Source organism: Neptunicoccus sediminis, from assembly GCF_001719615.1.
Classification (GTDB): domain Bacteria; phylum Pseudomonadota; class Alphaproteobacteria; order Rhodobacterales; family Rhodobacteraceae; genus Amylibacter; species Amylibacter sediminis.
Genome location: NZ_MDVX01000001.1, coordinates 350,176 through 377,095 on the forward strand (window position 1 = coordinate 350,176; position 26,920 = coordinate 377,095).

Annotated in this window: 26 protein-coding genes; 15 read left to right on the plus strand and 11 right to left on the minus strand. The window is 58.9% G+C overall.

Translation table 11 applies throughout. The annotated features are described in order from the left end of the window. The first annotated feature begins 35 nt into the window (after window positions 1-35). The 3 genes from BFV97_RS01675 to BFV97_RS01685 all read left to right on the plus strand — a co-directional run bounded on the left by BFV97_RS01675 (window position 36) and on the right by BFV97_RS01685 (window position 2,304). Window positions 36-359 (plus strand): hypothetical protein, encoded by a 324-nt coding sequence (locus tag BFV97_RS01675; RefSeq protein ID WP_069298573.1) that lies wholly within the window; start codon window positions 36-38, stop codon window positions 357-359. Window positions 360-476: 117 nt separating this feature from the next. Further along, the gene (locus BFV97_RS01680) at window positions 477-1,139 is read left to right on the plus strand and encodes an HAD hydrolase-like protein (RefSeq protein ID WP_069298574.1); all 663 of its coding nucleotides are present in this window, start codon (window positions 477-479) and stop codon (window positions 1,137-1,139) included. Next, the gene (locus tag BFV97_RS01685) at window positions 1,129-2,304 is read left to right on the plus strand and encodes an FAD-dependent monooxygenase (RefSeq protein ID WP_069298575.1); all 1,176 of its coding nucleotides are present in this window, start codon (window positions 1,129-1,131) and stop codon (window positions 2,302-2,304) included. The genes BFV97_RS01680 and BFV97_RS01685 overlap by 11 nt, the downstream gene beginning before the upstream one ends. Before the next feature lie 257 nt (window positions 2,305-2,561). Here BFV97_RS01685 and BFV97_RS01690 read toward each other — a convergent pair whose 3' ends face one another. From BFV97_RS01690 to BFV97_RS01700, 3 genes are all read right to left on the minus strand, one after another. Next, window positions 2,562-3,668: a site-specific DNA-methyltransferase gene (locus BFV97_RS01690; RefSeq protein ID WP_069299032.1), complete on the minus strand. Its 1,107-nt coding sequence runs from the start codon at window positions 3,666-3,668 to the stop codon at window positions 2,562-2,564. Window positions 3,669-3,758: 90 nt separating this feature from the next. After that, the gene (locus BFV97_RS01695) at window positions 3,759-4,391 is read right to left on the minus strand and encodes a ribonuclease HII (RefSeq protein ID WP_069298576.1); all 633 of its coding nucleotides are present in this window, start codon (window positions 4,389-4,391) and stop codon (window positions 3,759-3,761) included. Window positions 4,392-4,486: 95 nt separating this feature from the next. Beyond that, entirely contained in the window at window positions 4,487-4,879 is a 393-nt protein-coding gene (locus BFV97_RS01700) for a hypothetical protein (protein ID WP_069298577.1), read from the minus strand. A gap of 166 nt (window positions 4,880-5,045) precedes the next feature. Between BFV97_RS01700 and BFV97_RS01705 the strand changes: the two genes are divergently transcribed. The 11 genes from BFV97_RS01705 to BFV97_RS01755 all read left to right on the plus strand — a co-directional run bounded on the left by BFV97_RS01705 (window position 5,046) and on the right by BFV97_RS01755 (window position 17,051). Next, the gene (locus BFV97_RS01705) at window positions 5,046-5,363 is read left to right on the plus strand and encodes a hypothetical protein (RefSeq protein WP_069298578.1); all 318 of its coding nucleotides are present in this window, start codon (window positions 5,046-5,048) and stop codon (window positions 5,361-5,363) included. Next, entirely contained in the window at window positions 5,335-6,060 is a 726-nt protein-coding gene (locus BFV97_RS01710; protein WP_083225491.1) for a winged helix-turn-helix domain-containing protein, read from the plus strand. The genes BFV97_RS01705 and BFV97_RS01710 overlap by 29 nt, the downstream gene beginning before the upstream one ends. A gap of 174 nt (window positions 6,061-6,234) precedes the next feature. After that, window positions 6,235-7,677: a DUF2125 domain-containing protein gene (locus tag BFV97_RS01715; RefSeq protein ID WP_069298579.1), complete on the plus strand. Its 1,443-nt coding sequence runs from the start codon at window positions 6,235-6,237 to the stop codon at window positions 7,675-7,677. A 93-nt stretch (window positions 7,678-7,770) separates the two neighbouring features. Then, complete coding sequence (locus BFV97_RS01720) at window positions 7,771-9,117, plus strand: TldD/PmbA family protein (RefSeq protein ID WP_069299034.1); 1,347 nt, start codon at window positions 7,771-7,773, stop codon at window positions 9,115-9,117. After that, on the plus strand, window positions 9,110-9,880 hold the full coding sequence (locus BFV97_RS01725) for a 3'(2'),5'-bisphosphate nucleotidase CysQ (protein ID WP_342672140.1): 771 nt from the start codon (window positions 9,110-9,112) through the stop codon (window positions 9,878-9,880). Before BFV97_RS01720 ends, BFV97_RS01725 begins: the two co-directional genes overlap by 8 nt. Window positions 9,881-10,010: 130 nt before the next feature. Further along, window positions 10,011-11,294 carry a 3-deoxy-D-manno-octulosonic acid transferase gene (locus BFV97_RS01730; protein WP_069298581.1) on the plus strand — a complete coding sequence of 428 codons (1,284 nt, stop codon included), beginning with the start codon at window positions 10,011-10,013 and terminating at the stop codon, window positions 11,292-11,294. Beyond that, window positions 11,291-12,289 (plus strand): tetraacyldisaccharide 4'-kinase, encoded by a 999-nt coding sequence (gene lpxK / locus BFV97_RS01735; protein WP_069298582.1) that lies wholly within the window; start codon window positions 11,291-11,293, stop codon window positions 12,287-12,289. Before BFV97_RS01730 ends, lpxK begins: the two co-directional genes overlap by 4 nt. 197 nt (window positions 12,290-12,486) lie before the next feature. Beyond that, window positions 12,487-13,605: an aminotransferase class V-fold PLP-dependent enzyme gene (locus tag BFV97_RS01740; RefSeq protein ID WP_069298583.1), complete on the plus strand. Its 1,119-nt coding sequence runs from the start codon at window positions 12,487-12,489 to the stop codon at window positions 13,603-13,605. A 48-nt stretch (window positions 13,606-13,653) separates the two neighbouring features. Next, on the plus strand, window positions 13,654-15,630 hold the full coding sequence (locus tag BFV97_RS01745) for a 3-hydroxyacyl-CoA dehydrogenase NAD-binding domain-containing protein (protein WP_069298584.1): 1,977 nt from the start codon (window positions 13,654-13,656) through the stop codon (window positions 15,628-15,630). After that, complete coding sequence (locus BFV97_RS01750) at window positions 15,623-16,042, plus strand: acyl-CoA thioesterase (protein ID WP_069298585.1); 420 nt, start codon at window positions 15,623-15,625, stop codon at window positions 16,040-16,042. The genes BFV97_RS01745 and BFV97_RS01750 overlap by 8 nt, the downstream gene beginning before the upstream one ends. A gap of 22 nt (window positions 16,043-16,064) precedes the next feature. Then, window positions 16,065-17,051: a glycoside hydrolase domain-containing protein gene (locus BFV97_RS01755; protein ID WP_157888252.1), complete on the plus strand. Its 987-nt coding sequence runs from the start codon at window positions 16,065-16,067 to the stop codon at window positions 17,049-17,051. A 4-nt stretch (window positions 17,052-17,055) separates the two neighbouring features. Here BFV97_RS01755 and BFV97_RS01760 read toward each other — a convergent pair whose 3' ends face one another. The 3 genes from BFV97_RS01760 to BFV97_RS01770 are packed head-to-tail and all read right to left on the minus strand — an operon-like array spanning window position 17,056 to window position 19,364. Further along, window positions 17,056-18,198, minus strand: coding sequence for a CaiB/BaiF CoA transferase family protein (locus tag BFV97_RS01760; protein ID WP_069298587.1), 1,143 nt, complete (start codon window positions 18,196-18,198; stop codon window positions 17,056-17,058). A gap of 3 nt (window positions 18,199-18,201) precedes the next feature. Next, window positions 18,202-18,807 carry a DsbA family protein gene (locus tag BFV97_RS01765; RefSeq protein WP_069298588.1) on the minus strand — a complete coding sequence of 202 codons (606 nt, stop codon included), beginning with the start codon at window positions 18,805-18,807 and terminating at the stop codon, window positions 18,202-18,204. A gap of 17 nt (window positions 18,808-18,824) precedes the next feature. Further along, a complete protein-coding gene (locus tag BFV97_RS01770) occupies window positions 18,825-19,364 on the minus strand; it encodes a DUF721 domain-containing protein (RefSeq protein WP_069298589.1) in 540 nt (179 codons plus the stop codon). Window positions 19,365-19,513: 149 nt separating this feature from the next. On the opposite strand from BFV97_RS01770, the gene BFV97_RS01775 reads away from it, so the two are divergent. Then, window positions 19,514-20,491 (plus strand): A/G-specific adenine glycosylase, encoded by a 978-nt coding sequence (locus tag BFV97_RS01775; RefSeq protein ID WP_083225492.1) that lies wholly within the window; start codon window positions 19,514-19,516, stop codon window positions 20,489-20,491. A gap of 14 nt (window positions 20,492-20,505) precedes the next feature. On the opposite strand, the gene BFV97_RS01780 is transcribed toward BFV97_RS01775, so the two are convergent. Genes BFV97_RS01780 through BFV97_RS01800 form a run of 5 tightly spaced genes read right to left on the minus strand, consistent with a single transcriptional unit; the run spans window position 20,506 to window position 26,920 of the window. Further along, window positions 20,506-21,741, minus strand: coding sequence for a Tm-1-like ATP-binding domain-containing protein (locus BFV97_RS01780; protein ID WP_069298591.1), 1,236 nt, complete (start codon window positions 21,739-21,741; stop codon window positions 20,506-20,508). After that, window positions 21,734-22,681, minus strand: coding sequence for a phosphotransferase enzyme family protein (locus BFV97_RS01785; protein WP_069298592.1), 948 nt, complete (start codon window positions 22,679-22,681; stop codon window positions 21,734-21,736). Before BFV97_RS01785 ends, BFV97_RS01780 begins: the two co-directional genes overlap by 8 nt. Beyond that, window positions 22,678-23,958 (minus strand): aspartate aminotransferase family protein, encoded by a 1,281-nt coding sequence (locus tag BFV97_RS01790; protein WP_069298593.1) that lies wholly within the window; start codon window positions 23,956-23,958, stop codon window positions 22,678-22,680. The genes BFV97_RS01785 and BFV97_RS01790 overlap by 4 nt, the downstream gene beginning before the upstream one ends. Beyond that, window positions 23,955-25,439, minus strand: coding sequence for an aldehyde dehydrogenase family protein (locus tag BFV97_RS01795; protein WP_069298594.1), 1,485 nt, complete (start codon window positions 25,437-25,439; stop codon window positions 23,955-23,957). Before BFV97_RS01795 ends, BFV97_RS01790 begins: the two co-directional genes overlap by 4 nt. Next, window positions 25,436-26,920 carry a tripartite tricarboxylate transporter permease gene (locus tag BFV97_RS01800; RefSeq protein ID WP_069298595.1) on the minus strand — a complete coding sequence of 495 codons (1,485 nt, stop codon included), beginning with the start codon at window positions 26,918-26,920 and terminating at the stop codon, window positions 25,436-25,438. Before BFV97_RS01800 ends, BFV97_RS01795 begins: the two co-directional genes overlap by 4 nt.

Here is a 26,920-nt window from a genome sequence, read left to right on the forward strand (position 1 = left end):
TGCCCCTGTGTGGTGCGCCAGCAAAGGCATTCCCTGTGGCAAAACCTGACTCCAAACAACAAGTCTTCACGCTCTTGGTCGAAGTCGGCCGCAGCGATGGCGATGGCCTGCCAAAGAACGCAACCGGCGCAGCGCTGATGTGTTTTGCCAGCGGGATCGACGAAGCCGAAGCGGTGCGCGAAACCGTGGCGATTCTGAAACAGGCGGATATGGCGCCTTTGGATGTGTCGGGCTATGGCACGCTGGCGGAACGCCGCGCAGAGGGCCATGACATCAGCGAAGACGAAGAAGGCTTGATGCAACGGGCGCTCGATGAAAATTCGGTTGTTGTTGCGCAAGTCACCCCGTTTTACGACTGATCCGGCGGCACACCCATGCGCCGCACGCGGGGTCTTTGACGCATGTCTGCGGTATAGGCTGGCAATTCGCGGTGAATTTACCGATAACAGCGGCGACAGGACCAGCAGCGGGTTATCATGCTTACACTCTTCTTCGACCTCGACGGGACACTGATTGACCCTAAAGAGGGCATCACCCAAGCCATACAGCACGCGCTTGGCGAAATGGGGATGGAAGACATTCCCCACGCCAACGATCTGACATGGTGTATCGGGCCGCCCCTGTGGAACAGCTTTGACGTCTTGCTCGGCCCCGGAGCGGATCTGGATCAGGCGGTAGATTTCTACCGCGCGTTTTATACCGATGAGGCCATGTATCTGGCGGATGTCTATGACGGAGTCGGGGAAATGTTCGACGCTTTGCATCAGGTGGATGCGAAAATGTTCATCACCACCAGCAAGCCCCATGTCTACGCGCAGGAAATCATCGAACATTTTGGCATCCACGCCCATGTCGAACAGCTGTTCGGCTCCGAGTTGGACGGGACTAATTCTGACAAAACCGACCTGCTGAAACATGCGCTGGATGAAACCGGTGCTGATCCGGCAAAAACCGTCATGATCGGGGACCGCCGTTTCGACATTTTCGGGGCGCGCAACAATGACATCCCGAGTGTCGGGGCGCTGTGGGGCTATGGCGAGCCGGACGAGTTGCGCCAGTCCGAAGCAGATGCGCTGGCCGGAGCCCCTGAAGAGGTGCCGGAAATAGTCTTTGATCTTTTGGGGTTAGATGCTGACTGACATCATAGCCTGTGACGTTCTGATCGTCGGTGGCGGGCCTGCGGGCCTGTCCGTTGCCTCCCATCTCGGGGATGAGGTGCACAGTATCGTGGTGCATCAGGACGCAGAGATCGGCCTGCCGGTCCGCACCAGTGGCGGCACGTGGCAACGGGATATGCAGGCGCTGGACATCCCGTCGCAGATGTACCGCGTGATCGACCAGCTCGACTTTTTTTCGGATAACGCTGAAGCCCGTTTTGCCGTGAAAGACGATAAAATGGCCGTGATGGACGTCACAGCTGTGTATAAACACCTTGCCAGCCTGTCCGACGACAAACGCAGCGAATTGATGACCGGAGCCAAATTCCTAAGCTGTATCGAGCAGGAGGACGGGCAGTTCCTGTCGCAAATCCGCTCGCGGGAGCGGGGAAGTTTCAGCATCCTGTCGCGCATGGTGATCGACGCTTCCGGCTGGCAATGTGCCGTGTTGGAAAGTCTGGGACTGGGGCAGAAGCCGCAGCGGACCGGCGTGGGGATCGAATACGAATTTCCGCGCGGAGATTTTGCCCCGAACAGGGCGGTTCTGTTTGTCGGATCATCTGCGCTGACGGGATATGGCTGGATCTTTCCGACGCCGAATGACCGGCTGCGACTGGGGATCGGAGTGATCAATCCCGACACCGATCTGACGCCAAGACAGGTCATGGAAGCCTTTGAAAGCACAGGGCAGGCGGCCCGCTACGGGATTGAAATTCCGCAAAACTATGAGGTGAATGCAGGAATTATCCCCTCAGAACCTTATGATCCCGAACTGGTATTTGGCAACGTTGTGCGCACGGGGGACGCTGCAAATTTTGCCACGCCGACAGTCGGTGAAGGCATCCGCATCGCGGTGGAATACGGCCGTTTGCTGGGGGCCGAAGTGACGGCCTACCTTAACGGAGATGACAAAGCCCTGCGCCGGTATGAAGTTGCGGCACGGCAAGAATTCCAGCGGGATTACACCTTTGGTTTCATGGTTAACAAACGCATTGCCGGATATTCACCGGAGCGCTGGGATAAATCCGTCGCGCGTTTGGGCCGGTTGTCAGAGCAGGAAATGACGGCGCTGGTGCGGTCCCGTTTTTCCTTGCGCACAATGGCGCGAACGATCTGGTTAACCTTTAAGGCCAAGATTTCCGGCTAAAGGTGGCGCCCGTAATCTGGCGGGAATCGTTTAAAACGCACGAAAACAATCAATTATTCAAGTGTCTGTGATTGTTAGATAATCGGCTTCATCATACTGCATATATGAAGCTTCATATAAGAAGCTTCTTAAATGAAGCTTCGCAAATGCAGGGTCTTGATGCGGCTGCTGTCTGACGACAAAAAAGGCCCTGCCACAAGGGCAGGGCTAGTCAGGCTTCGCGCCCGGGGGCGGCCCCGGGCGTCGGCGGTAAACTCTTAAGCGCTCATTTCGGCGCGGATTTGTTCTCTGAGAAGGTCGATCGGCATGGTCTTGCCTTCCTTGCGGAAGCCCCAATAGGTCCAGCCGTTACAGGATGGCGCGCCTTCCAGCGCGGCGCCCACTTGATGGATGGAACCTTTGCAGTCATTTCCGATCAGCGTGCCGTCGGCGCGAACTTTGGCCGTATGCCGCCCGTTCAACGCATACAATTTTTCGCCAGGGTTGAGCATTCCACGTTCCACCAATTGCCCGAAAGGCACCCGTGGCGCGGCCCGTTTTGAGGTCGAGACCTCCAGCGATTCCTTGTCGAACTTGCGGGTGTCTTTGATCCGACGGGCGGCCACTTCGCGGTAGGCTTCTTCCCGTTCGATTCCGATAAAATTCCGTCCCAGTTTCTTTGCCACAGCGCCGGTTGTGCCGGTGCCAAAGAACGGATCTAGAACCACATCTCCCACATTGGTAGAGCCGATCAGAACGCGGTGCAGCAGGCTTTCCGGTTTCTGGGTCGGGTGTGCCTTATTTCCCTCTGCGTCTTTCAAACGCTCGTGACCGTTACAGATCGGCAACACCCAGTCGGAGCGCATTTGCACGCCGTCGTTCAGCGCTTTGAGAGCTTCATAATTGAAGGTCGGCTTGGATTTTTCATCCTTCGCGGCCCAGATCATCGTCTCGTGGGCGTTGGTCAGTCGCATGCCGCGGAAGTTGGGCATCGGGTTGGATTTGCGCCAGATCACGTCGTTCATGATCCAATAGCCCGCATCCTGCAAACACGCCCCTACGCGGAAAATGTTATGGTAGGACCCGATCACCCAGATCGCCCCGTTCGGCTTTAGGATACGGCGCGCAGCGCGGAGCCAATCCCTTGAAAATTCATCATAAACCTTGAAGCTGTCAAATTGATCCCAGTGGTCGTCAACGGCGTCCACTTTGGAATTGTCGGGTCGGTGCAATTCGCCCTTCAACTGCAAATTATAGGGGGGATCCGCAAAAATCAGGTCTACTGAATTTTCAGGAAGAGCATCCATTACTTCGATGCAATCACCAGACAATATCTGGTTCAGCGGTAGGGAGACCCCACCGTTGGTGTGTTTACTGTTCGTCATGTTCTGCCTCGTCATCGCGCAATTTTTTGCGTCGTTGTCCTTAGAATGAGTCATTCCGGATTCGAGGTCAATTGTATTCTGTGGCCAGAATTAGACGTTTTTGGGGCAGTCCTCAGACCACAACATGTTGTGGATCGGTTTGAAGGAGCGCCGATGATGTTGTGTCACGCCCAAGGTCTCCAAACCTGCGATATGGGCTTTTGTGCCGTAACCCGCATTTGTTTCCCATCCGTAGCCGGGAAACTGTTGCGAAAGCGCCACCATCATCCGGTCCCGCGTCACTTTTGCCACAATGGACGCTGCTGCAATCGACAGACAGCGCCCGTCCCCTTTCACCAGCGTTTCAGACGGGCAGGCCAGTCCCTGCGGCACCTTGTTGCCATCAATCAGCGCAAAGTCCGTCGGCTGCGCCAGCCCTTCAATCGCACGTCGCATGGCCAGCAAAGAGGCTTGCAGAATGTTGATCCGGTCAATTTCTTCCACATCCACGTGAAACACAGAGACATCCGCCTGCGCCATGATCTGATCAAACAGGATCTCCCGCCGTTTCGCCGTCAGCTTTTTCGAATCGTTCAACCCTTCGGGAATATGCCGCGGGTCGAGCACAACCGCACAGGCGGTGACGGGGCCAGCCCAGGGCCCGCGCCCCACCTCGTCAACACCAGCGATGCGGTTCACGCCAAGACTGCGGCGACGTTCGGGTTCTATGGTTATATCAATCATCCCCCGTAGGTGCCGTTTACGGGGCATTTTGGCAAGCCGAAGAACGCAAAACAGCGCCCGAAACGGGGCGCTGTCTGCACGGAATTGGTCTTGGGTTAGCGGCGGTGATAGCCGTGTCTGCCCGCGGGACGGTATTTGTTTACACAGGCTTGATTGTAGAACTTTACCCACCCGTTTTGCGTCCATTTCTTGCGCAGGCAATTCGCTGGTGGGGTAAAGTGGCGTTTCACCGGCCGCTGCGCGTGGTAATATGTCTTTCCGTGGTAGTGAGGCTGGTAATGGGGGCGCGGCTGTGGCGTGGGGCGCACATAGATTGGCTGGTTGTTCGACTTATTCGCTTCATTGGCGATTACGCTGATCACACCCAGCGCGGTCAGCCCCAGCAACAGACGGTCGATATTGTCTTTTGCCAAGGCTGCGGGGGCCGTGATCGGCGCTGCAACAAGGGCAAGGGCGAGAATTCCTGTCAGGGTCATTTTATGGAACATGGCTTTTTCCTCTTAAGGGCTCGGGCAATGCGAAATGCATCGCAACATGGTCCAACCCTGCCAAACCCCGCGCTGTCAGACAAAAACACCGCCGTGTTATGGGATAACATCGCTAAAAACGGGCTTTGTTATTGTATTACCCGCGCGTTTTGCGCAGGAATTTGGCATGAGACACGTATTACATATATGGATACTGGGTGCGCTGCTGGCCGGATTGGTCGTGGCGCATCCGGTGAGCGCACAGCAAAACGGGTGTTTCGCGGATTACAAAGCGAAACGATCGGTGTCGGGCAGTCTGGAATTGCACTATGGTGTGATTGAGCTGGGCGCCCGCGCCTGCCAGTCGCCACGGCGGGCCGAACAGACCGTCAGCCGCCGGATTGCACCGGACGGTTGGACCCTGCTGCGCATCGTTTCCACATTCGGCCGCGCTGGCCTGCAACAGAGACAGGACAATGCCGGACCTTACTTCCTTAGATACTGATGACGCACCGAAAAGCCTGCTGAACCGCTTGAAACCCCGCAACGTGGTGGTGTCCGGTTCGGTGCTGGTCCTGTTACTAATCCTCGTGACGGCGGTGGTGCTGTTCATGGCCTTGCCCGATGCCAATGCATTCAATGACCGTGTGGCGCAGATTTTTGCACAGAACGACGCGCTGACCACCGCAGAGCAGATCAAGCTGCTGGAGATCCTCGCCCAGTCCGGCACGGCGTTTGCCGATGTACTGCAAAGCTACAGGGTAATTATTTTTATCCTGCTGTTACTGGCCTCGGCGCTGTTGCTCTCGGCGCTTTACTTTTTGTTCACCAATTACGGTTTGTCCCGCAGACTGGACGAGATCGAACAGTTCGGCATTCATATCACCAGTCTGATCGTCAGTCGGGACGAGCGGGTCGTCTATATCAACAACATGGAGTTTGAGCTGACCGAGAGCATCTGCGAGACCCTTTCGGTTCTCTGCGAGGCGCGTCTCGATGACGAGGTCATCACTGGCGCAGAGCTGGAGTCCATGATTTCCGGCAAGACGGCTGCCGATTGCGAAGAAGCCGCCGGTGCCACACGGATCAAACGGCTGCGCGACCAGCTTGGCAATCAGCTGGTTTCTCATCTTCTTGTCAAAAACATCAGTCGCAAAGGCTATACCCTGTCGATTGATCGGGATGTCATTCGTATGCTGTGACTGTCACAGCCGGTCAAACGATGTAAAATGGCACAGACTCATCCTTCCGGTCGGGGTAAATTGCAACCGGTTCCGAACTATGAAAGACTAACACCCGTGCTCCATACAAAACCGTCCAGACCCCCGAACACCGGCGTGGCCCGCATCGTATTTCCACAAATTTCAGGAGGCTTCATGTCCCTTTCAATCAAGCGTTTTTCTTCGGCCTTACTGCTTTCAACGGCGCTGGGTGCGCCCGTGTTTGCACAGGAACTGGCGCAGGAGGTCGTGGGCGAATACTTTGACGAACTTCGCGCAGGCGGCATGACCGTGTCACCCGGTGCGCAAAAGGTCAGTGGGTCTATTGTGGAATGGCGCGATATTACGGTTGGTCTGCCCCAGGATGAAGGCCACTATACGCTGGACTTTATGCGGGCAGAGGAACTGGGCGGCGGGAAAGTGTCCCTGAGCTATCCGCCGGAGGTGAAAATCACCATCGACCCCAAGGGGGAGCAATCCCAAGCCGATATTGTCGTGCGCACTGAGGGGATCACCCATATCGTTTCCGGTGAAAAAGCCGCGCGGAACCATGACATTACCGCCAGCCGGATCGCCGTTGCAATGACCAACATGGACCCCCCGTTTTCAATGGAACTGGCCGTCAATGATGTTGTGGTCCGTCAGGTCAGCTCCGGTGCGCAGACGCTCCACTACAAGGGCGATATGAAAGCGGCCAATCTGGAAACGCAGTACGATCTGTTTGACGGCCAGACAAATATTTCTTCAACCGGAAGTTACGATAATCTGTCCGCCAGTTTTGACATGGATGCGGTGAACGAGGCGTCGCTGGACGAGTTGTTTGCCGGTACGCGCAACCTGTCGGTCAGTTACCAGATGGGCAAGATGATTGGCTCTACCGATATTGCTGCGCCGCAATCGGCTATGGTGGTGCAAACCAGCGCCCGCAGTGCCGATGGCAGTTTCTCGGTGCTGGATGGTATCTTTGACATGGGCGGAACAGCACAGGATGTGGCCTATGATGTCAAGCTGAAGGACATCCCCCTGCTGCCCTTTACCGCACAGATGAAGGCTTTGACCACGCAGATGAAACTGCCGTTGAAAAAGGTCGTCGATCCGCTTCCTGCGCGTCTTCAAATGGGGTTTGACGGGCTGGAATTGTCCGACACGGTTTGGGGCATGTTCGATCCGACCGGGGCTCTGCCACGGGATGCGGCCAAGCTGAACATTGATCTGAGCGCACAAATCAAATGGCTGGTCGATGCACTGGGCGCACCGCAGGCCGAATCGTTTCCGGTTGAGGTGGATCACGTGAAAATAAACGACGTTACCCTGAACATCGCCGGTGCCGCCCTGAATGGCAGCGGCGAAGCCAAGCTGAACAACGCGACCTTCCCGCCGATGCCGGTGGGGGAGGTGAACATGGACCTTAAGGGCGGCGTTGGACTGCTGGACAAACTGGTTGCGCTGGGGTTGGTGCCGCAACAACAGGGACAAATGATCAAAATGATGTCGGGCATGTTCACTGTGCCGGGCGGCGATGGCACGGATCATCTGGTATCCAAGATCAAAATGAACCCCGACGGCTCTATTCTGGCCAATGGTCAGCGGATCAAATAACCGCTGCGGTTCAGGTTAAAACGGAACGGCAGGGTTTTGCAGCCCTGCCGTTTGTTCTAGGTGTCTATGACAGATAAAAAAGGCGGAACAGGCATGACAGGCAGATTGTCGGATTTGGCGCAACGGGTATTGGACGCCGCGAAACGCGCAGGGGCGGATAGCGCGGATACGCTGGTGATGGACGGGACCTCCATTTCAATCGAGGTGCGGTCAGGCGCTTTGGAACATGCGGAACGCTCTGAGGGGGTGGATCTGGGGTTGCGGGTGATTTGCGGTGCGAAACAGGCGTGTGTGTCCATTTCCGATGACAGCGCAGCCAGCATCGCCACGATGGCGGAACGGGCCGTGGCTATGGCCCGTGAAGCCCCCGACGATCCCACCTGCGGACTGGCAAGACCGGACCAACTGGCCAGCGGTTGGGATGTGGCCGCGCTGGAGCTTTATGACGATCGTGCCGCGCCAAACCCAGCGGATCTGGAACAACTCGCACTTGAGGCAGAAGCCGCCGCGCTGGAGGTCTCCGGCGTGGATCAGGTGCAGGGTGCCAGCTCCGGCTATAGCGAAACCTCTTTGCATCTGGCCGCCAGCAACGGATTTTCCGGCGGCTATCGCCGTGGCGCCTATTCCACCTCTTGTGTGGCGATTTCCGGTCAGGGCCTGTCGATGGAGCGAGACTACAACGGAGAGGCCCGCAGCCATTACGCCGATTTGCCGGACCCGCGCAGCATTGGCCGGATTGCCGGAGAGCGGGCCGCCGCCCGCGCCGGTTCGACCCGCCCGCCAACCGGCGCCTATCCGGTTTTGTTTGACGAACGGATCGCGGCCTCTTTGATCGGGCATCTGGTCGGCGCGATTAATGGCGCGGCCATCGTGCGCGGGGCCAGCTTTCTTAAGGATGCACTGGGCGAACAGGTTCTGCCTGCCAGCCTGTCCCTGATCGAAAACCCCCACCGTCCCCGCGTGGCGGGCAGCCGCCCGTTTGACGGCGAGGGTCTGCCGGTACAGGAACGCGCACTGGTCAAGGACGGTATCCTGCAAGGCTGGACGCTGGATCTTGCCACAGCGCGCAAACTCGGCATGGAGAGCACGGGCAACGCCAGTCGTGGCGTTTCAACCCCGCCCTCGCCCTCTTTGGGAAATCTGGCGCTGACACCGGGCACAAACAGCCGCGAAGACCTGATTGCGCAGATGGGAACGGGGTTGATAATTACCTCGATGATCGGGTCTACCATTAATCCGAATACAGGGGATTATTCGCGCGGGGCTTCGGGTTTCTGGGTGGAAAACGGGGAAATCACCGGCCCTGTCAATGAATGCACTGTGGCAGGTAACTTGCGGGAAATGCTGATGAATATCACGCCGGCCAATGACGGACGTGCCCATCTCAGCCGTGTTGTCCCAAGCCTTCTGGTTGAGGGGCTGACCATTGCCGGTGCGTGATCTCGACCTGCTTCTGGACGTGGCTGAAGAGGCAGGCGACATTGCCCTCAAACATTTTCAGCAAGACCCAGAACACTGGGACAAGCCCGGTGAGCAAGGGCCGGTTTCTGTGGCCGATCTGGAGGTAAACCGCATGCTCGAGTACCGTCTTCAGGCCGCGCGGCCCGATTACGGCTGGCTGTCCGAGGAAAGCCCCGACGATCCCGAAAGGCTGGACTGCGAGCGCACGTTTATCATCGACCCGATCGACGGCACCCGCAGCTTTATCGCGGGCCATGAGAATTTCGCCCATTCCCTTGCAATCGCTAAAAACGGTGTGGTGACAGCGGCCGTAGTGCATATGCCCGCCAAAACCCTGACGTTCGCTGCCGCGCTTGGCTGCGGCGCGACCTTAAACGGTGAACCGATTGCGCCGAGCCGCGTTGCGACACTCGATCAGGCTGAGGCTCTGGTGGCCAAGCCGATGATGGAGCCGTCCTACTGGCCGGGCGGGGTGCCGCCGCTGCGCCGGAATTTCCGCTCTTCGCTGGCATATCGTTTGTCGCTGGTGGCCAATGGCCGGTTCGATGCGATGATCACGTTTCGCCCAGCATGGGAATGGGATGTGGCCGCCGGCGATCTGATCTGCACCGAAGCCGGCGCAAGTGTTTTTGACACCAAAGGGCAGGTGCCGGTGTATAACTCCCGCGGGGCCAAAACTGCCGGAATGATTGCCTGCGCCCCGCGCATCAGGGACAGCCTGCTGGCCCATGTGACCGGATAGCACAGCCGCATGGATGGCACAGGGTGATTGCAAGCGCCGCTGCCAGCCCTTAAATTCAGACCAGACCTGCACCCGTTCTTTCGTCTGCGCCTCTGGCACAGCGTTATTCAAATTTCCGGCGGAGCCGCTTATGTCCAGCAAGAGCCTTGGTGAGACCCTGATCCGAAGTGCCGCGCGCATCACCGAACCGCTGATGCAGCACGAACTGGCCCGCCGCGTTGCCCGGGGCCACGAAGATGCCAGCCGCGCCCATGAACGGCAGGGTAAAACCGATCTCGTCCGTCCAGACGGCGTGCTGATCTGGTGTCACACCCATGATATGCAAGGCGCGTTAAACCTGATCGGGGTGATCGGCCAGATCCATGCGCAAATGCCCGAGATCACCTTTCTGGTGACAACACAGATGCGGATTCAGGATTATGTGTTCGCCATGCGGATGCCTGCCCGCACCCTGCACCAATACGCGCCTCTGGATAAGCTGGCGGCGGTGGAACGGTTTCTGGATCACTGGCAACCGGACCTGTGCCTTTGGACGGATGACCTGCTGATGCCTGTCCTGAACACGGCCAGCACCAGACGGGGTATCCCTTCGGTACTGGCGGATTTGGGGAATGTCGGGGGCAGCGGTCCGCAGTTTCGCTGGATGTCACGGGTTTCCCGATCCGCATTGCACAGTTTTGAAACCATCTTGACCGCTGACGAAGCCACTGCCAAAGCGGTGCGCGGGTTCGGCGCAGAGGCCAGCGTCATGGGCCGCTTGTGTGAAGAAACGCTCGCATTGCCGCACGACGAAGCCCGCCGTGCGCGGCTGTCGCGGCAATTGGACGGCCGCCCTGTCTGGCTGGCGGCGAAAGTGGCGCAGGCAGAGATCAGTCAGGTGCTCGAAGCGCATAGTCAGGCGATGCGGATGACCCACCGCCTGCTGCTGATCATAGTGCCGGCCAGTCCGGACGATGTGCCTGCCGTTCAATCTGCTTGTGACACGTCCGGCATTGTCTGGCGCTGCAGCGACGATCTTGACGATCTGCCCCCCCGCACCGATGTGATCATCGCGCGGGGGCTGGACGGGCTGGGCCTGTGGTACCAACTGGCTGCCGTGTGTTTTCTGGGTGGCTCACTGGTAGAGCGGGGCGGCCATACACCGCTAGAGGCCGCAGGGTTGGGTTCTGCCATCATCCACGGGCCCCATGTGGACAATTACGCCGATATTTACCTGCGATTGCAACAGGCTGGTGCCGCGATCGAGGTCAACTCTGTTCCGTCCCTCGCAGAGGCCGTAAGCGAGTTAATCGTACCGGACCGTGCTGCTGAAATGGCCCATGCAGGCTGGCATGTCTGTTCGGAAGGGGCCGATGCGACGGATGAACTGGTTGAGGTTCTTTGGGATATGATCCCGATGGGGGCGCCCCTATGAAGCCGCCCGCCTTCTGGACTGCGCCACAGTCCGCACCCGGATTTTGGCCATATGTGCTGGCACCGCTTTCTGCGCTCTGGCGGTTTGGCGCTGCGCGGCGTCACGCCAAGGGGCGCCACCTGCGGGTGCCGGTGCCGGTGATTTGCGTTGGAAATATCAACATTGGCGGCACAGGTAAAACCCCGACTGTGATTGCCCTGATGGGCTTGCTGGCCGAGATGGGGATGCGCCCCCATGTGGTCTCTAAAGGTTACGGCGGGCAGGCGGTCGGGCCGCTGCGGGTGGATGAGGTGAATCATACCGCCAGCGATGTGGGCGACGAGCCCCTGTTGCTGGCCGCATTCGGTCCGTGCTGGGTCGCCAAGGACCGCGCAGAGGGTGCGAATGCTGCTGTTGCCGCAGGGGCGGATGTGATCATTCTGGATGACGGGATGCAAAATCCCGATCTGGTCAAGGATTTCACCATCACGGTTGTGGATGCTGCCGTGGGCTTTGGCAACGGGCGGGTGCTGCCCGCCGGACCCTTGCGCCAGACCCTTGAAAGCGGGTTGGCACAGGCGGATATGGTCCTGTCCATCGGCCCGCCAGAGGCACAGAAGGCCTTTGCAACAGCATGGCCCGATCTTCGCGGCGTGCCTCTGTTGCGGGCCGAGTTGAAGCCGCTTGAAACCGGAATGCTCTGGCAGGATCTGCGGGCCTTTGCCTTTGCCGGAATTGGCCGGCCTGAGAAATTCTTTGAAACCTTGCGGGCAAGCGGTGCCACAGTTGTGGCAACACGGTCGTTCGGGGATCACGAGACCCTGTCGGATACGCTGCTCAAGCGGATGGAGAGCGAGGCCGAGAGTCTGGGTGCGCAAATGGTGACAACCGAAAAAGACGCTGTGCGTCTGCCCCGCACCTTTCGCCATAAGGTTGTCACCCTCCCCGTGCGTCTGTCAGTTGAGGAACCGGAGCGTCTGGGCGCGATGCTGGAACCTGTTGTGGCGCGCAACTAGGCCGTTTCGCGGTGTCGGAGGGCGTGGAAAATGGATATTTCTAGCCAGAAGAAGCCGGCGTGTTCGGGCTTGGATCGCTGGCGCGGTGAAAACCTGTTATAAGGGGTGCGGAGCGTGGTTTGGCACCATAATCGGCTTGCGCTTTGATCTGCGCTGCGTAGCCTACGGCGCAAACCTGTTTGCAAAAGGATGACGTGATGAACAGTGCAGTTGACCCGGATGGTTTGATGGAATTTTCGGTGGTGTTCACCGATAGGTCTCTTAACCATATGAGCAAGGCGTTCCAGCAGGTTATGCTGGATATTTCCGGTATGTTGAAAGAGGTCTACAAGGCGGACGGTGTCGCCATTGTTCCGGGGGGCGGCACCTACGGGATGGAGGCTGTAGCCCGCCAGTTCGCTGCCGGTAAAAAGGCGTTGGTGATCCGTAACGGCTGGTTCTCCTACCGTTGGACCCAAATCTTTGAGGCAGGCGGCATTCCGGCCAGCGAAACTGTGATGAAGGCCAGTCCGGTGGCCAATGAAACCGCATCGCCCTTTGCCCCGGCACCAATCAGCGAAGTGGTGGCGAAAATTGCCGAGGATCAGCCCGATGTGGTTTTTGCCCCTCATGTGGAAACCTCCAGCGGGATGATTCTGCCGGATGACTATATCACCGCGGTGGCCGAGGCGGTTCACGCCTATGGCGGGTTGTTTGTTCTGGATTGCATTGCATCGGGCTGTGTCTGGGTGGATATGCAGAAAACCGGCGTCGATATTCTGATCTCCGCCCCGCAAAAGGGCTGGTCTGCATCGCCCTCCGCCGGTCTGGTCATGATGAGCGAACGGGCGCTGGCCAAAATTGGCGAGACGCAAAGCAGTTCTTTTGCCTGTGATCTGGGCAAGTGGTATTCCATCATGCAAGCCTATGAAAACGGCGGGCATGCCTATCACGCCACCATGCCCACCGATGCGCTGCGGTCGTTTCGCGATACCATGCTGGAAACCAAAAACTACGGGTTTGACAAGGTCTGCGCCGAGCAATTGGAACTTGGTGCAGCGGTGCGGAAACTGCTGGCGGAAAAGGGCTTTACCAGTGTGGCGGCGGACGGGTTCGGAGCGCCGGGTGTGGTGGTCAGCTACACCGATGATCCCGACATCCAGAATGGCAGCAAGTTTGCGGCCCAAGGGATGCAGATCGCAGCCGGTGTGCCGTTGATGTGTGACGAGCCTGCGGATTACAAATCCTTCCGTTTGGGGTTGTTTGGTCTGGATAAACTGCACGATGTGGACGGCGCGGTCGCAAAGCTGCGAACGGCGCTGGATGCGGTGGTCTAGGCCGGGACCGGCTGACGGATTGACGAAATAAGCTGAGGAAACAAGACGATGACGGCAGTAACAATGGAAACGACCGACGGTATTGCCGTCATCACGGTAGACAATCCTCCGGTGAATGCTTTGGACCACGGGGTCCGTCAGGGGCTGGCGGACGCGGTGGCGCAGACCGATGCAGATGATGCGGTGCAGGCGGTGGTTCTGATTGCGGCTGGTCGAACCTTTATGGCCGGGGCCGAGATCAAGGAATTTGGCAAGCCGATGCAGGACCCGAACCTGCCCGATGTTGTTCTGGCGATTGAAGCCGCCCGCAAACCCTGGGTCGCAGCGATTCACGGCACAGCGCTTGGCGGTGGTCTCGAAGTAGCGCTGGGCTGTCATTACCGGATCGTGGATGCCCGCGCGAAACTGGGTCTTCCCGAGGTGCATCTGGGCCTTATTCCGGGGGCGGGCGGGACTGTACGTCTGCCCCGCGTGGTGCCGGTCGCCCGCGCGGCGGAAATGGTGGCAACGGGGCGTCCGGTTCGCGCACAGGATGCGGTGCAAATCGGGCTGGCCGACCGGAAATCCGACGGAGATCTGCGTGCTGATGCTATCGCCTTTGCCCGTGAAATCGCCAGCGATCCCTTGCCCGAAGCCCTCGTGAACCGTGCGCCGGTGGATACACCGGATGAGGAAAGCTGGCGTGACATAGCGGGCAAGCTGGTTTCCAAGGCACGGGGGCAGAATTCTGTGATCCGCGCCGTGGATGCTATCGGAGAATCCGTGCGTCTGGACGGAACAGCGGCGCTGGCGGTGGAGCGGCAGGTATTTTCAGACCTGATGGCTGACCCGCAATCGGCGGCCTTGCGTCATGTGTTCTTTGCGGAACGCTCCGTTGGCAAGCTGCCGGAACTGCGCGGCGTTGCGCCCCGTTCGCTGTCCCATGTGGGGGTGATTGGCGGTGGCACGATGGGGGCAGGTATTGCCGTGGCGCTGCTGCTGTCCGGCCTGCACGTCACAATGATCGAGCGGGATGCTGACGCGCTGTCTATCGGTCAGAACCGCGTTGCCGATACGCTGATGGCCAGTGTGCAGCGGGGGCTGATTTCACCGGACAAGCGGGATAGTTTGCTCAAAGGGTTCATCGGTTCGGTTGAATACGACTCTCTGGCGCAGGCCGATCTGGTGATCGAAGCGGTGTTTGAGGATATGGAGGTCAAGAAACAGGTGTTTGCCGCACTGGATGCAGCCACACGGCCTGAAGCGGTGCTGGCCACCAATACCTCTTATCTGGATGTGAACGAGATCGCCGCCAGCGTGACCGATCCCTCCCGCGTGTTGGGGCTGCATTTCTTCTCTCCCGCCCATGTGATGAAACTGCTGGAAATCGTGCGCCCTGATCAGGTCGCGGATGATGTGCTGGCAACAGGTTTCGCGCTGGGGCAACAGTTGGGCAAGATCTCTGTGCCTGCGGGGGTTTGTGACGGGTTTATCGGCAATCGCATCCTGTCAGCCTACCGGCGGGAGTGTGACTATATGGTTGAGGATGGCGCCACACCGCAGGAAGTGGACAGCGCGATGAAAGCCTATGGTTTCCCGATGGGCATTTTCGCGATGCAGGATATGGCAGGGCTGGACATCGGCTGGGCCGCCCGCAAACGCCGCGCCCCGACCCGCGATCCTAAGGAGAGATACGTGTCCATCGCAGATCGTCTGTGCGAGTTGGGCCGTTTCGGGCAGAAAACCGGTGCGGGCTGGTTCAATTATCCCGAAGGCAGCCGCAGGGGGGAAGCTGATCCGCTGGTTGCAGAGATCATTGCCGAAGAAGCGGCGAAAAACGGGGTTGAGCAGCGCGACTTTACCGCAGAGGAAATCATGGACCGCATCCTTGGTGCGATGGTGTCCGAAGGTAAGGCGATTCTGGACGAGGGCATTGCCGCCAGCCCCGAGGCTATCGACGTGGTGATGATCAACGGCTACGGCTTCCCGCGCTGGCGGGGCGGTCCGATGTTTGCTGCACGGGCGGCGGAACAGGGCAATGGCTGATCCGGTTCATACCACCACGCAAGTGGTCCGGTTCCAGCATTGCGATCCGGCGGGGATTGTCTTTTATCCCCGCTATTTCGAGATGTTGAACCTGACGGTAGAGGAATTTTTTGAACAGACCGCAGGCTGGTCGTTCCACCGGATGCACGAAGATTTGAAAACCTCGGTGCCGACGGTGCATATTGAAACCGACTTTACCGATGTGTCGCGGCTGGAGGACCGTCTGGATTTCCAACTGCGTGTTGCACGGCTCGGACGGCGCAGTCTTGACCTGACGATAGAGGCGCTGTGCGGGGCCGAACAGCGTCTGAGTGCGCGGATTACCCTTGTCTGTGTGGATTTCATCAAGAAACATGCGGTGCCTTGGCCCGAACCGCTGCGCGCTGTGTTAGAGCCGTTATCAGAGGGATGATATGGACCTGACACGGCGGCAGATGATGGCACTCACAGGCGCTGGGCTTGTCTGCCCTGCTACCGGACGGGCCGAGGTTCTGCCTGCTTTCATCCCGACCGCCGTGATTGACGCCGCTTTTGACATGACACGGCGCAAGGGAATGATGGAAATGCTGGTGGCGCGCAAGGTGCGCACTGTGTTCCGCTATTACGCCTATAAAGACCAGCCCGAACGCAACCTGCCCCATAAGGTTCTGCGCCGTCACGAAGCCGAGGCGCTATGGGATGCAGGCATCAACATCGGCGCGGTCTTTCAGTACAACAACGACAAGCTGGAAAGCATCACGCCAGAGCGCGGGCAGGCGGATGCGGAACATGCGCTCGATTACGCACAGAACACGATCGGCCAACCCGCAGGCTCTGCCATCTATTTCGGCGTAGACGGAAGTTGGAACGGCGCTGCGCAACTGGCCGGTGTTATGGCCTATTTCGAATCCGTGCGCCGCGTGTTCCAGCAAAACGGCAACCGCTACCGTGTGGGGGCTTATGGCTCGGGGTTGGTGCTCGGGCGGTTGCTCGATACGGGGCTGACGGATCTGACATGGCTTGCCCTGTCGCGGGGCTGGCCCGGCACACGGCAGTTCTACAATCAGGAGCGGTGGAACCTGTTCCAGTTTTCCCACCATCTTTGGTTCGGAAAAAATCAGGTGGACGGGAATGTGATCAATCCGGTCGCACCGGATTTCGGAGACTTCTCCCGCACGTCTGTCGGGAAACCTGCGGATTTCGGAACGGCGTTTTTGTTAAAGGACCAGTTCTATTTTTCAAGCCGCCGTAAGGCAGCGGTCTATGAAAAACCCGATGAAACCGCGAAAGTCGTGCAATCTCTGACGCTGGCCTATAACCCGATTGTATTAAAATCCATCAAGGACTGGCACGCGGTGTCGTTGGACGGGACGGACCGGATCGCAGGTTATGTCCGCGCCGAAGTTTTGACCTCCTCGGCGCAGATGCCTGCCTATAAATAGGCGTTCAGGCCGGTTTTTTTCCGAGCAGTTCTTCCGTATGCGCGCCAAGCTTGGGGGCCGCATCCTTGGTGGCCAGATCAGAACCCGAGAACCGCATCGGAGAGCGTACACCGGGCAGCCCGTCCAGTTCGATCTTCATGCCACGCGCCTGCACATGGGGGTCCTCAAACAGCTCTTTCATGTCGTTGATCGGGCCAGCCGGAACCGTATTGGCATCACAGGCGGCCAGCAACGCGGCTTTGGTATGTTTGCGGGTTTCCTCTTGCAGAATGGGCACCAAAACGTCGCGGTGTTTCACCCGCAGCGGATTGGTGATGTAATCGGCATGGCTCGCCAGATCGGGACGGTTGAGAATATCGCAAAAGCGGCGGTACTGGCCGTCGTTGCCACAGGCAATAATCACATGCCCGTCGGATGTGGGCAGCACCTGATAGGGTACAATATTCGGATGGGCGTTGCCCGATAATCCCGGCGGATTTCCGGTGGCCAGATAGTTCCACGCCTGATTTGCCGTCACTGCCGCGGCCACGTCCAGCAGGGACATATCAATATGCTGCCCTTTGCCGGTTCTTTCACGGTGGGCCAGTGCGGCCTGAATGGCGATCACGGAATAAAGCCCTGTGAACAGGTCGGTAATCGCCACACCGCATTTCTGCGGTTCGCCACCGGGTTCGCCGGTAATGGACATCAGGCCCGACATGCCCTGCATCAGAAAGTCATAACCGGCGCGGGGGGCATAGGGTCCGGTCTGCCCGAAGCCTGTGACCGAACAATAGACCAGACGGGGGTTGGCCTCTTTCAGACTGTCGTAGTCCAGCCCGTATTTCGCCAGCCCGCCAACCTTGAAGTTCTCGATCAACACATCGGCTTCAGAAATCAGGCCCAGCAGGTCCGCCTTGCCTTCGGGGGTGCGAAAATCCACCACAACCGATTTCTTGCCGCGATTGCAGGCGTGAAAATAACCGGCGGCCACATCATCACCCCGATCAATAAAGGGCGGACCCCATTTGCGGGTGTCATCGCCGTCCGGCGCTTCGATTTTGACGACCTCCGCCCCCAGATCGGCAAGCGTCTGACCAGCCCAGGGACCGGCCAGAATACGGGCGAGTTCGACGACCCTCAGGCCGTGCAAAGGTGTATTTGTCATGAATCAGCTGCCAAGCTCTGCGTCGATGATCTCGGCCAGTTCGCTATAGGGCAGGTTGCCGTATTTGGTGCCGTTCACAAGCAGCGTCGGCGTGGAGTTCACTTCATCCGCTGTCGAGGTTTCCTGAAAGCGGGCGACCATGGCTTCGGCCATTTTCTGATCGTTCAGACATGCGTCCAGTTGTTCGTCAGACAGACCGGCAATTTTGCCGATCTTGCGCATTTCACCAACGATTGCAGCAGGCTCGCCAGCGCGGGACCACTCGGCCTGACGTTTGTAGAGCATATCCGCGATGCCAAAGAATTTCGCCGGATCGCAGCGGGCAATCATCGCACCCCATAGGCCGAAACGGTCAAAATAGACTTCGCGGTAGACGAAATTGATCTTATCCGTGTCGATGTAATTCGCTTTCAGCTGCGGATAAGTGTTGGCATGGAAACTGGCGCAATGGGGGCAGGTGAAAGAGGCGTATTCTGTCACCGTAACTTTGGCCAGCTCGTTGCCAAGGCGCATATCCGGAACGGTCAGGGTTTCTTCCTGTGCGAAGGTGAAACTGCCGGGCAGGGTGGTCGCGGCCAGAGTGGCCAGTGCTGTGCGGCGGGTAATCATAACGGGAACCTCTTGGATTAGGATTTTTGTTTTTTCAGGATGTTTTCACCCAGCGCGGCAAGGGCCGCTTTTAACCCACCGTCTGACACGTCAGATACGGTCCGGGCAAGCACCTCTTTCTTTTCGGCGCTCAGGGGCGGTTTTTCGGGGCGGTCGTGGTGGAAATCCGCCTGTTTGTCGGCAAAGCCGGTCGGGGAGGTCTGGGTAATGTGGATGCGGCTGATCGCGGCATAGCCGTAGGTGGCGTTCACGCGATCCTTGATCTGGGGCAATTGCATCTGCACCATCGGCGCATTGGCACCGGTTGTCAGCAGGGTCAGGGTTGCCCCCATGCCCTGACGGGTATAGCCGACTTTCACAGGGCGGGCGATCCGCGCAACAGACTCTCCGGCGATTTCCGCCCAATGGGTCAGCAGACGGGTCTCCGAGAACCCCCGCTTTTCCGAAGCCTTGCGGATTTGGGTGCCAAGGATACCGCCGGTTTGCAGAAAACCACGGGCCTTGCGCCGCGTAAACGCGGGCTTGGGCGGGGAATTCTTCGATTTCATGGCGGCCATGGCTGTCTTAACCTTTGATTCACGTTATCTTACGCAGGCAAAGGGCGGATGCCAGCGAATTGGTGGTAAAGAGGTGATAAAACTTGTGTGAGAAGTTGACACAGCAGGCGGCAGAATTGCTGGACTGGTACGATATTCATGCCCGCGAAATGCCGTGGCGTGTCGGCCCCGCTGCGCGGCAGGACGGCGTGCGGCCCGACCCCTATCACATCTGGTTGTCAGAGGTGATGTTGCAGCAGACAACCGTGGCTGCTGTGAAGGATTATTTCCGCAAATTTGTCAGCCGCTGGCCGACGGTGGGTGATCTGGCAGGGGCTCAGGACGGTGATATTATGGCGGCTTGGGCGGGGCTGGGCTATTATGCCCGCGCCCGCAACCTGCTGAAATGTGCCCGCGTGGTAGCGCAGGATTATGATGGCGTTTTTCCCAATACTTACGAGGAACTGTTAAAGCTGCCGGGTATCGGCCCCTACACAGCCGCCGCCGTTTCAGCCATTGCCTTTGACCGCCGCGCGGTGGTCCTTGATGGAAATGTAGAGCGGGTTATGGCCCGTTATTACAGGGTTTTAGACCCTTTGCCTGCCTCCAAAGAGACTCTTCGCAGCCTTGCAGACGGTCTGACACCGGACCGCCGCTGTGGGGACTACGCGCAGGCGGTAATGGATCTGGGGGCGACGATTTGTACGCCGCGCTCCCCGGCCTGCGGTATTTGCCCGTGGATGTCAGGCTGCGCTGCGCGTCTGGCGGGCGATGCGGCCAGCCTGCCGCGCAAGACACCGAAGGCCGCGAAACCGATCCGGCTCGGCATCGCCTATGTGGCAGAGCGCACAGATGGCGCAGTGCTGCTGGAACGCCGTCCCGACAAGGGGCTACTGGGCGGAATGCTGGGCTGGCCCGGCAGCACGTGGCAAGAGGCACCCCATGACGCAGAGCCGCCCCTTGCTGCGGACTGGCAGGACAGGGGCGAGGTGCGCCACACCTTCACCCATTTCCACCTGCGCCTTCAGGTCCGCTTTGCCCAAGACGTCAGCGGCGATCCGGACAGTGGCAGTTTTCTGCCCCGTGACCGGTTTTCCCCTGCCGATCTGCCCACCGTCATGCGCAAGGCATGGGATCTCTGTCGCTAACCCCTTGCGGGACTTCAGCCTTTGCGGATCGTCCCGTCGGCCACCCATGCGTCAAAGATTTCCAACGCTTTATCGGCAAACGCCTGATCATTGATATGGGCATCCACCTCGGAATATGCGATCGGATCAGTCATGACCTTGCGGGCTTCGTCGGTAAACGCGGCCAGCCCTTCGGGATCATGGGCCACATCGCCTTCCTTATCCCACTCCTCAACCCCTTGTAGAGGCATGATAAAATGGGTTGGCGCTTTGGCCTGCGCCAGACGCTTTGCCACCTCGCGGGCGGATTCGCGGCGTTCCTCGGCGTTGAAAGCGGATGATTTGATCAGGCGGTTATGCTCGTGGAAGGGGCGGTCGCGATAGTTTTCGGGGATGTCCTGCCAGCCTGCGAAATCCACCAGATCGAAACAGCCGGGGGCCACGATCTGCGGGATGCCGCTGCGCCCTGCGTTCAACATCCGCTGGTTGCCGCTGCTGACCACAGATCCGGCGATGAGATTGCCGAGTTCCGACAAGCCAAAGTCCATGACACAGCAGAACCGCCCCTGCGCGGCAAGGGATTCAAAGGCCATGCCGCCCATGCCGGTGGCGTGGAAAATGGCAACCTCGTAGCCCCGTTGTTCCAAAGCGGGTTTCAGCAATTTCATGTATTTCAGACAGGACGACCCAAGCGAGGTCATCCCGACAATGGGTCGGTCCGTGGCGGATGGCTCTACCGCGCGTGCTGCGCCCAGCACGGCACCGGCAGCTTGTGACAGGGAGGCCTTGCAGACAGAGTTCAATCCGTAGAGGCCGCCCGCCCAAAGGATCATCTGGATGTCCGCAGACAGGCGTTCCGGCGGGATGATCGGGGAAAAAGAGACCGTGGACACAACATATTTCGGCACGCCCATTGGCAGGGCCTGACAAACATCGAGCGCCAGATCGGTGCCCATGGTGCCGCCCAGAATAACCACACCGTCAAAGGCGCCGTCACGGTAAAGCTGCGCTGCAAGCTGCGAGGCGCCACGCGCCATAATCTGCATGGCAGTGTTTTCATCGCCAGAGTCAATCGCTGCCTTGATAGAGCTTCCAGCGGCTTCGGCCACGGCGTGTTTGGAGTGGTCGCAAGGCACTGACGGGTCGCCCAAAACGCTGACATCCATCGTCAGAACACCGCCTCCCATCGCGGTGATCCGTTCTGCCATATAGTTCAACTCGTCGTCTTTCGTGTCATAGGTGCCGACGATCAGAATAGTCTTGTCAGACATGGGTGCCTCCCGAATTTAGCCAGTTTGCAACCACTTGGGTCGCCTTATTGATGTGCTGCCTGTTGCGTTCCTGTGCGTTTTGAAGCTCCATCCGCGTCACGATCCAGCCCACATAGGTACAGGCGCGCAACGCGATAAACAGGGGCAGATGGGTGATGTTGATAGCGCGTTCGGACTGGTAGCCATCGATCAATGCCGCTTGCAATGTCTCCGCATTTCCTTCCTCGCGGATGCGGAAAATCGTTGTGGCCAGTTCAAACAGCCGGAAGCCGTGACCGCTATCGTCAAAGTCGATCAGATGCAGGTCGTTCCCGTCGATCAGGATATTCTCGCGCAGCAGGTCGGCGTGGATCAGACCGAAATCATGCTGCCCCTCCGCCAGTGCAGTTGCAGCCTTCGCGCGAAAGCGCTCAAGCAGCGCTTTTTGCTCTGCCGTCAGGGTCGGATTTTCCCAGAACCGCCCCCAGAGCGGCGTCTCACCGATCAGACCTTCGGCATCCCAGGCCGGACGGGTGAACCCCTGTGGCGGTGTCCACGCATCAGAAGCCCCATGCATCCGCGCCATTGCCTGACCGAGCCTGTAAAACGTGCCCTCCGGATCATCCAGATCAAGCGGCGTTCCATAGGCGCCCATCTGATGGCCGGGCAACCATGTCAGCAGATCGAATTGCGCGCCCTCTAACACTTGTAGATGGGCACCATCCGCGCCGGAAATCGGGCGGGACAGCGAAAGTCCGGCCCCGTCAAGGGCGTCCATCCACGCCAGTTCCGAGCGCAACTCCGCGTCTGTGCGATAGCCACCACGGTGATGGCGCAGCGCATAGACCGCATCCGGCGTCGTCACGCGGTAGACGCGGTTTTCTCTCTCGGCCACCAGTTCGACAGCGGTGGCATTTACATCCCAGCGGGCAATCGCCTGTTGCGCAAGCGTCTCTGTCATGGCTGCACATCCGTCAGCACCTGATCCAGCGTTTCCACCAGCAGATCCGCATTCTCGCGGGTGAATTGCAGGTTCGGTCTGATCTTCAGCGTGTTGTAATGGATGCCGATTTTGTTCAGCAGCACACCGCACTTGCGCAGTTCCTCAATCACCCGCAACAGATACTCTGTCGCAGGCGCTTTGGTGGCGCGATCTGTCACCAGTTCCGCCCCAAAGAACATGCCCCGCCCCCGCACATCGCCAATGACAGGGTGTTTGGCGGCAAGCTCTTGCAGCCTGGCTTTGGCATAGGCCCCCACGTCGGCCGCCTGTTGCATCAGGCCCTCTTGTTCGATCACGTCCAGCACAGCCATTGCAGTGGCGCAGGACACGGGATTGCCGCCAAAGGTGTTAAAATAGCGGAAGGCTGTGCGGAATTTGTGCATGATCGCAGATGTTGTCACGACACCCGCCACCGGATGGCCGTTGCCCATTGGTTTGCCAAGGGTCACAACATCGGGCGTAATCCCCTGATACTGATGCCCCCACATATGGCTTCCGGTGCGTCCGAAACCGGGCTGGACCTCATCCGCGATCAGGAGTCCTCCGGCATCGTGGACAGCTTTCAGCGTCGCATCAAGGAAACCAACGGGCAGATCGGGAAAACCTTCATTGGCAAAGAACGGGTCGATCAGCAGGGCGGCAAACCCGTGGCCGCTCTCTTCCAGTTCGACAATCCTTGCCTGCACCTGCTCGGCAAAATACGCCGCCGGATCATCCGAGGGCGGACGATAGCTGTCAGGGGCCGGTACATGTCGGATGTGACCCGATTTGCCGAACTTCGACGGGTTGGTAGTGGATAGGGCCGAAACTGCCGTGGTGTTGCCGTGGTAGGTGTGATCGGTGACGATGATCCCCGTTTTTCCAGTGACGGCCTCTGCCATGCGCAGGGCAACATCGTTGGCCTCTGACCCCGTGCAACACAGCAGCGCAGTGTTCAGCGGATCGTCAAAGGTCGCTGTCAGCCTTTCCGCATAATCGACAATACCTTCGTGCAGATAGCGGGTGTGGGTATTCAGTGTCGCCGCCTGATCGCACATGGCTTTGACCACATGAGGGTGGCAATGGCCCACATGGGGGACATTGTTGTAACAGTCGAGGTATTTCTTGCCGTCATGGTCCCAGACCCAGACGCCTTCCCCTTTCACCAGATGAACAGGCTCTTCGTAAAAGGTGGACATGTTGGGCCCAAGAACGGCATCACGGCGGGCGAGGAGAGACTTGCTGAGCGGGTTCATAACTGTATCCATGCCGTTTTCAGGTTGGTGTATTTATCCAGCGCGTGAAGTGATTTGTCCGAACCGTTGCCCGATTGTTTATGACCTGTCAGCGGCACGGTGTTATCCGGCCCGCCGTAGGTGTTCACATGGACAACGCCCGCATTGATCGCCCCGATCATGCGATGGGCGCGGGACAGATTGGCGGTCCAGACACCAGCCGCGAGGCCAAGTTCGCTGTCATTGGCAAGCTGTACCGCTTCTTCTTCCGTTTCAAACGGCGTTACCGCCAGAACCGGCCCGAAGACTTCCTTGCGGAACACGGTGTTGGATGGGGTTACGCCGGACAGGATAGTTGGCGCCATATAGCTGCCGCCAGTGTCTTCAAGAATACGCTTGCCGCCTGTGACGCATTCCGCGCCCTCGTTGATTGCGGCTTGCGTCAGGCGCAGGTTTCCGGCCAGTTGGGTTTCCGAATTGACCGCGCCAATCTGGGTGTTCAGGTCCAGCGGATCACCAACCTTAAAGGCTTCGGCGTGGGTTTTCAGCGCGGCCACAAAATCATCGCGGATGCTGCGTTCGACCAGCAGGCGGGACGCGGCCACACAGACCTGCCCTGCATTGCGAAAGATGCCGCCGGCGGAAACTGCCGCCGCTTTGTCGAGATCCGGCGCATCGGCAAAGACCACATTCGGGGATTTCCCGCCCAGTTCCAGATAGACCCGTTTCAGGTTCGACTGGGCCGATGCCTCCAGCAGCTTGCGCCCCGTCATCCCCGATCCGGTAAAGGCCAGAACATCCACGTCCATAGACCGTGCCAGCGCATCCCCCGCGATCCGGCCATCGCCGGTGATGACGTTCAGCACACCCGCAGGCAGACCGGCGCCCGCGGCGATTTCAGCCAGCCGCAGCAGCGACAGGGATGCAGTCTCAGCCGGTTTCACTACGATGGAATTGCCCGCTGCAATAGCAGGGGCGATTTTCCACGCGCCGATCATCAGCGGGAAGTTCCAAGGGATGATCGCACCGACCACGCCAACAGGTTCGTAATGCACCAGACCCAGCGTGCCGGGGGCGGTTGGGGCAATTTCGCCCGGTATCTTGTCGATGGCCTCGGCGTAATAGCGGAAGGTTGCAGCGGCGGAACCGGCCTCGGCCTTGTAAGCCATGGCAAATTCCGTGCCGTTGTCGCGGATGCCAAGCACCGACAGCGCCAGCGCATCGGCCTCAATCGCGTCGGCCACGGCAAAGAGGATCTTCTTGCGGGCAGCAGGGGCCAGTCGGGACCAGCGCCCGTCGTTAAAGGCCGTGCGGGCAGAGGCCACGGCCATATCCACCTCGGCCGAAGTGGCGTTGGCAATCGTGGTCAGTTGCGCACCGTCAATCGGAGAGGTCACAACCATCGGTTCGGCAGACCCTTGCACGGGCGCGTTGTCGATGAACAGGGATTGCGGCGCTAGGGTTTCACGCCGCAGCGCGTCAATTTGCGTTTGTGTGGTCATTGATTTTCCGTGGAGTTGCGATCCTTCCACATGCGCCAGGCATGAGAGCCAAGCACGACGAGGATCAGAAGAAACAGGATAAAGGCGATGGGACGGTCGATCATATCAAACGGGGTTTTGACCCGCATCATCGAGGTGCGCAGTTTCGCCTCCATGATGCCGCCCAGAACCATGCCCAGAATGATCGGCACAATCGGCAGGTTGAGCCGTTTCAGGATGAACCCGAACACACCGAAACCGGCAGCAATAGCGCAGTCGATGGTAGAATTGCGCAAGGAATATACGCCGACAAAAGACAGGGTCAGAATGATGATGCCCAAAAAGCGGGTCGGAATCTGGATGATCTTCAGCAGCAGGTTGGTCGAAAACAGCAGGAATATTACCACCATCACGTTCAGCACCAGAAGCGCGATGTATAGCGCGATGACAAAATCCATCTGGTTCTGGAACAACTGCGGACCGGGCACAACATTATGCACATAAAACACGGACAGCATCATCGCCGTCAGCGCCTCGCCCGGAATGCCAAGCGCCAGCAACGGTATCATCGCTGCGGCGGGTACGGCATTGTTCGACGCTTCGGAGGCGATCAAACCTTCGGGTGCGCCGTTGCCAAACAACTCCGGCGTTTTCGATCCGCGCCGGGCGGCGGTGTAGGACATGAATTGCGCGGTAAATTCCCCGACACCCGGGATCATCCCCATCAGTACCCCGAAAGAGGCACTGACACTGGCCACCCGTTTGTGGCGGAGCAGTTCCTTAAAGCCTTGGAACAGATCGCCGGACAATGTGCCGGTGCGTGGGGCGCGGTTCTTGTCCACCAGCAGAACGATGGCTTGGGAAATGGCGAATAGCCCCAGCACGACCACGATCAGATCAACGCCGCCGGACAGCCAGCTTTGCCCGAAGGTGTAGCGTTTGGAATACTGGATCGGCTCTAGCCCGATGGTGTTCAGCCAGATGCCGAAACAGGCCAAAGCACCCGCAATCAGGATCTGCCCGCGATGGGCCAGCACCACCAGAATGATGCCGAGCAGCGAGGCGAGGAAAATCTCGCGGCTGCCGAAATGGGGGGCGATCGCGGCCAGTACGGGGGACAGGAAGATCAGGCAGACCACTGCAAAGACGCCGCCGAAAAAGCTGGCGGAATAGGCCAGCGACAGGGCGCGGCGGCCCTCGCCCCGTTGGGTCATCGGATAGCCGTCATAGGTGGTCAGTGCGTTGACCGCAGTGCCCGGTGTGTTCACCAGAACGGCAGGTATCGCGCCGCCATACATGGAACTGCCGTAAATCCCCAACAGCGCGGTCAGGCCGACGATAGGATCAAGCGAAAAGGTCGCCGGAAGCAGGATGGCAATCGCCACCGCAGCGCCCACACCGGGAATAGCGCCGATAATGACGCCTCCGACAGAGCCGACGACAAGGGCGATCAGGACATCCCAGCGGGCGAGAATGTCAAAGCTGGAGAGAAGCAGGTCCAT